This window comes from Aurantiacibacter xanthus (genome assembly GCF_003584015.1).
In the GTDB taxonomy this organism is placed as follows: domain Bacteria; phylum Pseudomonadota; class Alphaproteobacteria; order Sphingomonadales; family Sphingomonadaceae; genus Alteraurantiacibacter; species Alteraurantiacibacter xanthus.
Genome location: NZ_QXFM01000043.1, coordinates 1 through 11,095, shown reverse-complemented (window position 1 = coordinate 11,095; position 11,095 = coordinate 1). Strand labels below are relative to the sequence as shown.

Here is an 11,095-nt window from a genome sequence, read left to right as displayed (position 1 = left end):
GGCGCGTCCGAACGCAGCACCAGTCCGCCATCGAGGCCGGGCAGGGCGACCGCGCCGATGGCCGGAACGCCATCGATCGCCAGCGCCACATGCACGGCCCAGTCAGAGCGCGCCTCACCATATTCGCGCGTGCCGTCGACCGGATCGACGATCCATACGCGCGATTTCGTGAGGCGCTCGGCGGTGTCCTTGCATTCTTCCGACAGCAGGCCATCGTCGGGGCGCTGGTGGCGCAGGGCATGGACGAGGAACTGGTTGGCGGTCTCGTCGCCGGCCTTGCCCAGCGCCTTGCCTGCGAACATCCCGCTATCGCGCACTTCGAGCAGGATCCTGCCCGCGTACTGCGCCAGATGGGCGGCCAGCTCTGCGTCTGACATGGTTGTCATACTTGGAAATCCGCCCCCTGTTGCTGCACCGCCTGAGCACATTCCCGCGCATTGTCGGCTGCGCGGCAGTCATACAAGGAGCCTTTCCTATCGGCCCTGTTATCTGGGGTATCAGGCCGCGACGGGCTCACTGCCCCGCGCCAATGACCGCCTCGGCTTCGATTTCGCACTTCCATGCCGGATCGTAGAGCGCGCTGATCGCCACCAGCGTGCCGGTGGGGCGGGCATGGCGAAGCGCGCGGCTGAAGGCGGCGGTGACGGCGTCGGCATCCTTGATATCGGTGACGAACATGCGCACGCGCACCACATCGCCCGACTGGCCGCCCAGCTCGGCGACATAGCCGAGGATCATCTCGAAGCAGCGTTCCGCCTGCCGTCCCGCATCGGGCGAGACGCTGCCGTCTTCCTCGACCCCGACGGTGCCCGACACGATGATCCGCTCACCCACGCGGATGGCGCGGGTAAACCCGGCCTGCTCCTCGAACGGCGAGAGCGGCGCGATGCGCGGGCGACCGTCGTTCGGGTCAGCCACAGGAGATCTTCACAACCTTGCGCCCGTCGTTCCAGACGACGGTGACCCGGTCGAGCCGGTAGTCCTCGGTGACGGGATCGCCCTCGTGCACCGGGCGCAGGATCGTCGAGCCGGTCAGCTCCTGCACCTTCGCGCCGAGCGCTTCGGTATAGGGTTCGCCCAGAAGCGACTGGGCCGGGGCCGCATCGCACTGGCCGGGCTGTTCGGGGACGGAGGTGCAGGCCGCCAGCAGGGGCAGGGCAACGAGAGTAAGGGTGTGTGCTCGCATAGGTCCTCAGGATAACAGAGCCAATCCGCGCGCGCCAGCCACGCTGAACGGCACACCATATTGCCAGCGGTCACCGGCAGGCGTAAGAAGAGTGAAAGTACTTAGCAAGCTATCTATTGCTTGCCGGAGAGCAATCGGAGAGAAATCATGCCGCTGACTGTCAAACCCATCCTGCCCGCTTTCGGGGCCGAGTGTTCGGGGCTGGACCTGACCCGGCCGCTGTCTGCCGATGAGCTGAAGCAGATCACCGATGCGATGGACACTTACGGCGTCACCCTGTGGCGCAACACCGGCATGGACGATGCGCAGCATGTCGCGTTCAGCCGCAATTTCGGCTATCTCGAACGCGTCCCCAAGCGCCCTGAGGGGCAGCGGATGCGGTTGCCCTTTCGCGAGCTGTTCGATGCCTCGAACCTCGATTTGGACGGCAATATCACGCGCGATCCGGCGGCGATCGAATATCGCAAGGGCGACCGGCTCTGGCACACCGACACCGCCTTCCTGACCCAGCGGACCTCCTATTCGCTGCTGATGGCGCGTCAGGTGCCGAAGGAGGGCGGGCAGACATGGTTCGCCGATACGCGCCAGGCCTATGCCGATCTGCCGGAAGAGACCAAGCAGCTGCTCGAAGGCAAGGTCGGCATCAACTCGCTGTGGTGGAGCCGCAAGCAGGCCGGTGCCGATATTTCCGAGGAGGAGATCGACGAGCGCTTCAAGGCCGAGCACCCGCTGGTCCACGTTCACCGCGGCTCGGGCCGCAAGGCGCTGTTTATCGCCGCGCACACGATGGACGTGAAGGGGATGGACAAGCAGGAGGGCCGCGCGCTGATCAAGCAGCTGATCGAGCACTGCACCCAGCCGCAATATGTGTTCAAGGTCGATTGGAACGTGGGCGACATGGTGATCTGGGACAACCTGTGCACCATGCATCGCGGCGGCGATTTCGATGCCGCCAACGAAAAGCGCGACATGCGCCGCACCACCGTGCGCGAAGGGACCGAGCCGCACACGATGGACACGGGCGACGATCCCTATACCGAGCTGTTCTCGAAATCGCCCAAGACGGTGGACATCAACAAGGCGCGCGACGCGGGGCGCTAGACACGGCCAAGGCACAGCAAAAAGGCCCGGCCCTCGTGTGAGGACCGGGCCATTTTGTTTGTCAGCGGCTGGCTGCGATCAGAAGATGCGGCAGGCCGTCTGCGCCGGAGCGGCGAGCTGCTTTTCCAGTTCGTCGTCGAGCTTGAGCAGCGTCAGCGAAGCGCCGGCCATCTCGATGGCGGTGCAATACTCGCCGACATAGTTGCGCGCGATGGTCAGGCCGCGATCGGCGCAGAGCTGGGCGGCCTTGTTGTAGAGCACATAGAGTTCGGCGGGCGGGGTGCCGCCAAGGCCGTTGATCATCAGCGCCACGCGGTCGCCCGAGTTGAACGGCAGGTCGTCGGCTACGGCATCGAACAGGATCTTGGCGATCGCATCGGCAGGCTGGATCTTGGCACGTTCGCGGCCCGGCTCGCCGTGGATGCCGACGCCGATTTCCATCTCGTCGTCACCGATGTCGAAGATCACGTCGCCCTTGGCCGGCGGGATGCAGCTGGTGAGTGCAACGCCCATGGTGCGAACGTTGGCGTTCACCTTCTCGGCAACGGCGACGACCTCTTCGAGGCTCGCGCCGGCTTCGGCGGCGGCACCGCAGGCCTTCATCACGAAGAAGTTGCCCGCCACGCCGCGACGGCCAACGGTGTAGAGGCTGTCCTGCACGGCCACGTCATCGTTGATGTGGAACTGCACGACCTTGATGCCCTCGGCCTCGGCCATTTCGCTGGCCATGTCCCAGGCCATGCGGTCGCCCTGGTAGTTGTTGACCAGCACCAGCACGCCCGCATCGGTGGCGACCGACTTGATCGTCTCGTAGCAGGCATCGACCGGCGGCGCGGCGAAGACCGGGCCCTGACAGGCGGCGGTCAGCATGCCGGGGCCCACGGCCATGACGTGCGCCGGTTCGTGGCCCGAGCCCGAACCCTGCACGATGGCGACCTTGCTGGCGTCGACACTCTTGCGCTTGATCAGCTGGAACTCGGGCACGGCTTCGAGCAGGTCACCATTGGCGGCGATCACGCCCGCCATGAACTCGGGCACGAAATTGGCCGGATCGTTGACGAATTTCTTCATTGGTCTCTCTCCCGTTTGGAAAATCAGCGGTTCAGTTCGGCGGCCTGCGGCGCGTAATCGATGCCGTAGTGCTTGCACCAGTCGTAGAGGATCGTGGCAATGCCGACGATGCCCGGATCGGGCGTGTTGGCGCTGCGCTCGCCAACCTGCGAGGCGCGGCCGCGGTGGGCGACCAGCGTGCGGGTCTCGTCGATGGCCTTGTCGGCCTCGGCGGTGACAGCGGCCAGCACGGCGCCAAGGTCGGAGCCGTCCATTTCCTGCATTGTCTCGTGGATCGGGATCAGCGCATCGAGCAGCGTCTTGTCGCCGCGCTTGGCCCCGCCGCGCGCCATGATACCCTCCAGCGCCGCGCCGACCATCTCGGTAAGCTTGGCGTAGCTGACCTCGGTCTCGCCCTTCGAGGCCATCCCGGCCTTCATGAAGCCCGTGCCCCAGATCGGACCCGACGACCCGCCGACATGCTTCGAACAGACCATCGCGATCTTGAGCAGCAAGGCACCCACGGCGCTGCGGTCGGCGGTGGGCAGTTCGGCCTTGATGACCTTGAACCCGGTGGCCAGCGAGGTGCCGAAATCACCGTCGCCGGCAAGGCCATCGAGATCGGAGAAGTACTTTTCGTTGCGGATCACGGTGTCGCAGGTGACGTCGATCGCCCCGGCGATCTGGTCGATGGTAAGCGTAGTCATTCAATCCTCCCCGGTGGGTCGCGTCAGGCGGTTGCCGCCTCGTTGAGCGCGTTCAGGTCTGCCAAAGTGATGATAATGGGATCGTCGCCCAGTTCGGGCACCACGCGCGCCGCCTCGGAGAAGTCTTCCTCCCTGGTATAGGTGCTGGTGGTGATGAGCGTCGGGATGCCCGCGCCACTGGCGGCAAGCAGGCCGTTGCGGCTGTCTTCCACCACTACGCAGGCGCTGGCGGGCAGGCCGAGCGTTTCGAGCGCGAGATTGTAGATCTCGGGATCGGGCTTCTTTTTGGCTACGACATCGCCCGCATGGACGAACTCGAAAGCCGCTTTCCGCTCCGCCCCGAACAGGTCGAGCACCGCATCGATGAACCTGGCGTTCGAGGTGGTGCAGACGCCCAGCCGCACACCCGCCGCGCGCGCCTCGTCGATGATCCGCAACACGCCGGGGCGGACCGGCAGTTCGGTCACGATCTCGGAGGTGATGCGGGTCTTTTCCTTGTGCAGCGCGAGGATCAGCTCCTGCTGCCCACCGAACCTGGCGACCTGATCCTCAGGCCAGCCGAATTCGTTGAAATAGACGGTCATCCGCTCCTTGCCGCCAGCGGTCAGCAGCAGCCGGGCATAAAGCTCGACGCTCCATTCCGCGTCGATGCCGAACTCGGCGAAGGCGCGGTTGAAGCCGACGCGGTGCGCATCGCGTTCGGTATCGACCAGAACGCCGTCGCAATCGAAAATCAGCGCCTTGATCATCAGGCGTTCTCACGCAGCGTGGCGAGGAAGGCCGCGCCCTGATCCTTGCCGCCGAACTTCTCGATGAAGCCCGCGAACATGGCCTTGCAGGCCTGATACTGGGCGTCGATCACGCGCAGCGGCTCGTAGTCGTTGGGCTTGGCCTTGCGGTAGTCGTCCACGCTGTCGATGAAGACGTGCTTCAGGTTGGTCGAGATGTTCACCTTGGCCGCGCCGCGGGCGATGGCCTTGGCGAAGGTCTCGTCCGAAAGGCCGGTGCCGCCGTGCAGCGCCATCGGGGTGCGGGTGGCCCTGTTGATCGCCTCGATGCGGTCGAAATCGACCACTGGGTCGCCCTTGTAATAGCCATGCGCGGTGCCCACGGCGCAGGCGAAGGCGCTGAGGTCGAGCGCGTCGCAGAAGGTCTTGGCGTCGACCGGGTCGGTCAGCACAGAGTCGGCTTCGTCGACCACCATATCGTCTTCCACGCCCATGATCTGGCCGAGTTCGGCTTCCATCCCGACGTTATACTTCTCGGCGATTGCGCGGACCTGCTTCGACATCGCGAGGTTTTCCTCGAACGGGAATTCCGAGGCGTCGATCATGATCGAGGTCCAGCCGCTGGCGGCGCACTTCTCGATCATGTCGAGGTTCTTGCAGTGATCGAGGTGCAGCACGACCGGGACCGGCGAGTTTTCCGCGCAGGTGCGCACCCAGCTGACGATCTCTTCGTGGCTGTAATAGTCGATGGTCTTCGAGCTGGTCTGGCAGATGACCGGGGCGTTGAGGCCCTCGGCGGCTTTCACCATGGCCTTGGTCGAGTTGTAGTCGACCAGGTTGAACGCGGCGACGGCATAGCCGTTGTCCATTGCGTGGCGGAGCAGCGGCTTCATGTTGACTAGTGGCATGGGAGGGCCCCCTCGTTGAATATGTCTGCGGGGGTTGCGGCCCCCTTCGAATCGGTTCCATAGCGACCCATCGCCTGCCTAACCAGCCGTGTTTGCATGCTGAAGGCAGCTTCGAGATTGAAAAAGTCCGAAATGCGAGAGGCGCTGTGCCAGCTCGGGGCACTCCGGCCCGCCGCATATGCGATGGCCTGCGGTTCTAGGGTTCGTCCGGCCAATGCTCGCAGGCATCGGCGGTCGTCGGGACGCCGTGGCGCTTGCGCACGATGTCGAAAGCGATGGCTTTCACGATGGCCACGCCCATCAGGGCAACGACCAGCGAGAACGGCAGTGCGCCGATAATCATGGTGGTGCGAATGGCGTCGATCCCGCCGATGATCAGCATCGAGCCGACCATGACCGCCAGCGCAAAGCCCCAGAACAGGATATGGCGCCGGCGTTGGCCATCGGTTTCGCCCGCGCCGTTGATCGTGTTCACGATCAGGATCGCGCTGTCGGTGCTGGTGATGAGGTAGGTCATCAGCAGGATCACCACGAGGCCGGAGACAATGGCCGCCACACCCGGATCGAGCAGGACGTTGAGTGTGGCATAGAGCTGATCGGAAATCGGCGCGGCCAGGATCGTGCCCTGCGCCTGTCCGCCAAGCTCCAGCTCGATGGCCGTGCCGCCGACCAGTATCATCCAGACGAAGCACATAAGCGAAGGCACGATCATCACGCCCAGCACATATTCGCGCACCGTCCGCCCGCGCGAGATGCGCGCGATGAACATGCCGACAAAGGGGGCAAAGGCGATCCACCAGGCCCAGTAGAAGACGCTCCAGTCAAGTTGCCAGCGCACCAGCGCCTCGCCGATCGCGGTTCCGTCGGAGGGGAACAGCGTCAGGGCCGTGCGCGGAAGGCTGAGCAGATAGTCGACAATCGTCACGCCCAGCAGTTCGAGCCCCGCCAGCCCCACGCCGACCACCGCAAACAGGGCCAGCAGCGCCAGCGACAGACCCAGATTGATGTTCGACAGCCACTTGATGCCCTTGCCCACGCCCGACAGCGCGCTGAGCGTGGAGGCCCCGACCAGCAGGACCAGCGAGGCGATAATGGCCGTGGGTGTCGACTTGCCGCTGGCATCAAGCAGCCAGTCGCCCAGACCCAGCCGGCTGAGGCCCGCGACGAACTGCTCGACGCCGAGCCCCATCGTCACCGCCACGCCAAGGATCGTCGCCACGACCGCCACGATATCGACGATGTGCCCGATGCCGCCCTCCATCGTCTTGCCGAACAGCGGGGCGAGGGCAGAGCGGATCGTCAGCGGCAGATTGCGCCGGTAGGCCACATAGCCGATGGCGAGGCCCACCAGCCCGTAGCAGCCCCAGGCCGCCAGCCCCCAGTGGAGGAAGGTGTAGACATAGGCGGGCCGCACCGCTTCGGGCGACGCAGCGGCCACCGTGCCGCGGATGATGTCCGGGTTGTTCTGGAAGTGGGCGAGTGGCTCGCCGGTCGAATAGGTCAGCATGCCGATGCCGATGCCTGCGCCAAACAGCATGGCAAACCAGCTGAAGAAACCGAACTCGGGCTTTTCGCCCGGATTGCCGATGCGCAGGGAACCGGCCTGCGGGATGAGTGCGAGAAGAAGGCAGGTGGTCATCAGCGCGGCGACGAGAAAGACGTACCAGCCAGAGAAGTTCGCGACGATCGAAGAGTTGACGACGGTGAGCGTCTCGTTGGCGGAAACCGGGAAGAAGATTGCCCACATGATGATCAGCGAGACGATGATCTTCGAGGGGATCGTTACCTCGCGGCTGAAGCCGTCGTAAAAGCCGCGATCGTGGGTGTTGATCTCCAGTTCCACCAGGGGAGGAGAAATGGGTGTTTCGTTGGTTTCCGGCATCTGTACCCGTCTTGCGGTCGCACAGTAAGCGCACGGCTTCATGCACTTGGCGACGTCGTTGTCAGTCTCGGTTGAGAAGCTTCAAGCATAGGGGGAAGCGGCCCGAATGCAAATTTGGGCCGGATCGGGGCCATCCGTCAGCCGGTTTTGTCGCACAATCTCCTCCTGTGCGGCAAAGCCATGATTGATCCGGCCGAAAAAGCAGGCTAGGCGGCGGTCATCGCAAGCGAAATGTTGGAAGGGTCGCCGTCGCATCCTGGAAAATCCAACCAATTCAGCGTGTTGCGGGTGTAGCTCAATGGTAGAGCAGCAGCTTCCCAAGCTGACGACGAGGGTTCGATTCCCTTCACCCGCTCCAGCTCACCTGCTTTTCAGCGACATCCGCAGCAGCGCATAGCCGCTCAGCGCCGCCACCAGCGAGCCCGACAGCACGCCCAGCTTCACCGCATCGACCTGTGCCGGATCGGCAAAGGCGAGGTTGCCGATGAACAGGCTCATCGTGAAGCCGATCGCCGCCAGCAGCGACACCGCATGCACCTGCCGCCAGCCGACGTTCTCCGGCAGGCTCGCCAGCTTCAGCTTCACCGCCACGAAGGCCAGGCCGAAAATCCCCACCTGCTTGCCGATCAGCAGACCCAGCGCAATGCCCAGCGGCAGCGGTGCGAGCAGGTCGGCAGGCGACAGGCCCACAAGGCTCACGCCCGCATTGGCAAAGCCGAAAATCGGGATCACCAGGAAGGCCACCCAGGGGTGCAGGCCATGCTCCATGTGCTCAAGCGGGGCCGAGCCGTCACGCGCGGTGAGCGGGATGGTCATGGCCGCAGCCACGCCTGCCAGCGTCGCATGGACGCCCGACTTCAGCACGAAGACCCACAGCACCACGGTCAGGATCACATAGGGGATCGACGAGCCGATCCGCAGCCGGTTGAGCGCGATCAGGCCCGCCAGCGCCGCTGCGCCGCCCGCCAGCATGCCGGTGTCGATGGTGCCCGAATAGAACAGCGCGATGATGGTGATGGCGCCGATATCGTCGATCACCGCGATTGCCAGCAGCAGCGCCTTCAGCGCAATGGGCACGCGCGGGCCGAGCAGCGACAGCACGCCGAGCGCAAAGGCGATGTCGGTCGCGGCGGGGATTGCCCAGCCCGAGGCGTTCTCGGGCGAGCCGGAGTTGAGCGCAAGGAACACCAGCGCCGGAACGGCCATGCCGCCGATGGCCGCGAACAGCGGCAGCGACGCCTTGTTCCAGCTCGACAGCTGCCCCTGCACCACCTCGCGCTTCACTTCGAGGCCGACGAGGAAAAAGAACACCGCCATCAGGCCGTCGTTGATCCACAGCAAGAGCGGCTTGGCGATGGCGAAGCTGCCCACCGTCACGGCGACGGGCAGGTCCAGCGTGCCGAAATAGGTGCCGGCCGCCGCGCTGTTGGCCGCGACGAGCGCGAACAGGGCCGATGCGATAAGGACGATACCGCCTGCGCTCTCCTGCTTGAGGAAATCGCGCAGGGCTACGGTTGCGCGCGCCAGCATCGCTTAGCCCGCCTGCATCTGCGGCGCGGCAACAGCAGGTGTGGACAGGCGCGCCATCGCGCGGGTCAGGGCATTCCTGATCCGCAGGCGCAGCATCCGCAGATGCAGCAGGGCAAAGCCATCGGGCCGCTTGCGCTGCTGCTCCAGCGAGAGGCGCTCTTCCACGCGCTGGAGGTATTCGTTCAACTTGTAGATGCGGGCCTTCATGTCGTGTCTCCCAGGGTGTGTGGTCAGCAGAGGGATGGTTTATCGGACGGCCTCGCACAGGCGGGGGGCGAGAGGGGGCAGGCCAGGTCCCGTACAGGGCCGTCCGATGCGGTCCGACATCACAAGCGTCAGGAAGGCGCTTGCCAGAGGGGCCCGGTCCGCGTGACAACAATGGTTCTGCCTCCGTTTGGTTTCAATTGGATGGCGCTGGCATTGCGTCGGTCATGACCGGGGCATTTGTGGGGCTGGCTGGCCCATCTCTCTGAAAAATCGGTAGTTTTATCGAGAGAATGGATCGGTTAATCCGCTCTGATAGAGAGAAGCTATCGTGTGGCGGCGGCTTGGCCTATCGTCCGTCGGAGACCTGGGCTCTTAACAACGAAGGGCGCAGGATTACCCTACGCCCTTGCCATCATGCGCACTGATCGGGTCAGGCGGACAGCTGTGCGATGCGATCCTTCAGCAGCAGCCGCTCGCGTTTGAGGTGCGTCAGGTCGCCCTGCCGTGCGAGCGCCTTGGTGGTATCGATCAGGCGATCGAGCGTGCGATGCCGCTTGCGCAGGGTTTCAAGGTGCGTGTCTGCCATCGTTTCTCTCCTTGTGTTGCCTGATGGCAAGCTGGGTATTCCGGCGCATCGATGCCAATCGAAGTGACAAGGGCGTTTCAATAGGGCTAGGCTATCAGTGCCATGCCAACGCTTCGCCAGTTCGAATATCTCGTCGCGCTTGCCGATCACGGCCATTTCGGCCGCGCCGCTGCTGCACTCCACGTGGCGCAGCCGACGCTCAGCCAGCAGCTCAGGCAACTGGAGGAGCGGCTGGGGGCGGTGCTGGTCGACCGCCGCTCCAGCGGCATTGCGCTGACCCCGATCGGGCGCGACGTGGTGGGCAAGGTCCGCGCGATTCTGGCCGAGGTGCAGGACGTAAAGCGCATCGCCGCGCGCAGTGCCGAGCGCATGGCGGGCACTTTCCGCCTCGGCGTCACGCCCACGCTTGGGCCCTATCTGCTGCCCGAGGTGATCGCCCGGCTCCATCGCGAATACCCCGATATGAAGCTGCACATCCGCGATGGCATTCCCGATGAACAGGTGCAGCACCTGCGCAACGGCGCGCTCGACCTGCTGCTGACGCCGCTGCCGGTGGCGGGCGACGACATCGAGATCGAGCCGTTGTTCCGCGAGCCGCTGAGCGTGGTCGCCCCTCCCGATCACCCGCTTGCGGCCAAAGTGGCGGTGCAGCAGTCCGAACTGGCCGGAGAGCGCTTCCTCAGCCTTGACCCGCGCCACCATTACCATCGGCAGGTGCGCGATATTTGCGACGGGTTCGGGGCCGTGGTGCTCAAGGATTACGAGGGTATCAGCCTCGATTCGGTGCGGCAGATGGTGGCCTCGGGAATCGCGCTGGCCTTGCTGCCCGAACTCTATCTGCGCTCCGAGGCGGGGGGCGAGCGCTCGATCGTGCGGCTCGATGTGATCGACTGGGCGGCCTATCGCTCGATCGGGCTGATCTGGCGGCGCAGTTCGCCTGCGGCCGAGATGTTCCGCGTGGTTGCCGCCGCCATCGGCGACGCCGCGCGCGAAGCGATGACAAGGCCGCTCGGGTGAGCAGCGATCGCGTCTGGCTCACCTTGGCCGGGGCGGCTATGAGCCGGGCGCAATGTCGGCCTTTTTCCTCGCCTTTCTGACCACCGCGCTGGTGATCGCCAGCGGGCGCGATGCGCTGTTCGTGGCGCGGTTGTCGCAGGCGCTTGGCCGCGCGCCGGGGCTCCATGTCGCGATTGCGCTGGCGGCGGCGGCC

The 11,095-nt window shown here is 64.9% G+C and carries 13 protein-coding genes and 1 tRNA gene; 3 read left to right on the top strand and 11 right to left on the bottom strand.

From position 1 onward, the window contains the following. The 3 genes from D2V17_RS04530 to D2V17_RS04520 all read right to left on the bottom strand — a co-directional run. A partial coding sequence (locus D2V17_RS04530; protein WP_281270540.1) for an inositol monophosphatase family protein occupies window positions 1-377 on the bottom strand: 377 nt, incomplete at its 3' end. A gap of 136 nt (window positions 378-513) precedes the next feature. Further along, window positions 514-918 (bottom strand): Rid family hydrolase, encoded by a 405-nt coding sequence (locus D2V17_RS04525; protein WP_245978525.1) that lies wholly within the window; start codon window positions 916-918, stop codon window positions 514-516. Then, window positions 911-1,186 (bottom strand): I78 family peptidase inhibitor, encoded by a 276-nt coding sequence (locus D2V17_RS04520; RefSeq protein ID WP_119591935.1) that lies wholly within the window; start codon window positions 1,184-1,186, stop codon window positions 911-913. Before D2V17_RS04520 ends, D2V17_RS04525 begins: the two co-directional genes overlap by 8 nt. Window positions 1,187-1,333: 147 nt before the next feature. On the opposite strand from D2V17_RS04520, the gene D2V17_RS04515 reads away from it, so the two are divergent. Then, window positions 1,334-2,287, top strand: a complete 954-nt coding sequence (locus D2V17_RS04515) for a TauD/TfdA dioxygenase family protein (protein ID WP_119591934.1) — start codon at window positions 1,334-1,336, stop codon at window positions 2,285-2,287. Window positions 2,288-2,365: 78 nt separating this feature from the next. Here D2V17_RS04515 and dhaK read toward each other — a convergent pair whose 3' ends face one another. The 5 genes from dhaK to D2V17_RS04490 all read right to left on the bottom strand — a co-directional run bounded on the left by dhaK (window position 2,366) and on the right by D2V17_RS04490 (window position 7,562). Further along, window positions 2,366-3,358: a dihydroxyacetone kinase subunit DhaK gene (gene dhaK, locus D2V17_RS04510; protein ID WP_119591933.1), complete on the bottom strand. Its 993-nt coding sequence runs from the start codon at window positions 3,356-3,358 to the stop codon at window positions 2,366-2,368. Between the two features lie 23 nt (window positions 3,359-3,381). Further along, a complete protein-coding gene (dhaL, locus tag D2V17_RS04505) occupies window positions 3,382-4,044 on the bottom strand; it encodes a dihydroxyacetone kinase subunit DhaL (protein ID WP_119591932.1) in 663 nt (220 codons plus the stop codon). A gap of 23 nt (window positions 4,045-4,067) precedes the next feature. Further along, entirely contained in the window at window positions 4,068-4,793 is a 726-nt protein-coding gene (locus D2V17_RS04500; RefSeq protein WP_119591931.1) for an HAD-IA family hydrolase, read from the bottom strand. After that, on the bottom strand, window positions 4,793-5,680 hold the full coding sequence (locus D2V17_RS04495) for a class II fructose-bisphosphate aldolase (RefSeq protein ID WP_119591930.1): 888 nt from the start codon (window positions 5,678-5,680) through the stop codon (window positions 4,793-4,795). The genes D2V17_RS04500 and D2V17_RS04495 overlap by 1 nt, the downstream gene beginning before the upstream one ends. Before the next feature lie 196 nt (window positions 5,681-5,876). Beyond that, entirely contained in the window at window positions 5,877-7,562 is a 1,686-nt protein-coding gene (locus D2V17_RS04490) for a BCCT family transporter (RefSeq protein ID WP_119591929.1), read from the bottom strand. Window positions 7,563-7,846: 284 nt separating this feature from the next. Here D2V17_RS04490 and D2V17_RS04485 point away from each other — a divergent pair. Continuing rightward, window positions 7,847-7,920: transfer RNA gene (locus D2V17_RS04485), tRNA-Gly, on the top strand. A gap of 2 nt (window positions 7,921-7,922) precedes the next feature. Here the strand turns inward: D2V17_RS04485 and nhaA are convergent. The 3 genes from nhaA to D2V17_RS04470 form a co-directional block, all read right to left on the bottom strand. After that, on the bottom strand, window positions 7,923-9,092 hold the full coding sequence (nhaA, locus tag D2V17_RS04480; RefSeq protein WP_119591928.1) for a Na+/H+ antiporter NhaA: 1,170 nt from the start codon (window positions 9,090-9,092) through the stop codon (window positions 7,923-7,925). 3 nt (window positions 9,093-9,095) lie between these two features. Then, window positions 9,096-9,299: a hypothetical protein gene (locus D2V17_RS04475; protein WP_119591927.1), complete on the bottom strand. Its 204-nt coding sequence runs from the start codon at window positions 9,297-9,299 to the stop codon at window positions 9,096-9,098. 430 nt (window positions 9,300-9,729) lie between these two features. Further along, window positions 9,730-9,885: a DUF465 domain-containing protein gene (locus D2V17_RS04470; RefSeq protein ID WP_119591926.1), complete on the bottom strand. Its 156-nt coding sequence runs from the start codon at window positions 9,883-9,885 to the stop codon at window positions 9,730-9,732. Window positions 9,886-9,987: 102 nt separating this feature from the next. On the opposite strand from D2V17_RS04470, the gene D2V17_RS04465 reads away from it, so the two are divergent. Then, window positions 9,988-10,902, top strand: a complete 915-nt coding sequence (locus D2V17_RS04465) for a hydrogen peroxide-inducible genes activator (protein ID WP_119591925.1) — start codon at window positions 9,988-9,990, stop codon at window positions 10,900-10,902. The last annotated feature ends 193 nt before the right edge of the window (window positions 10,903-11,095 follow it).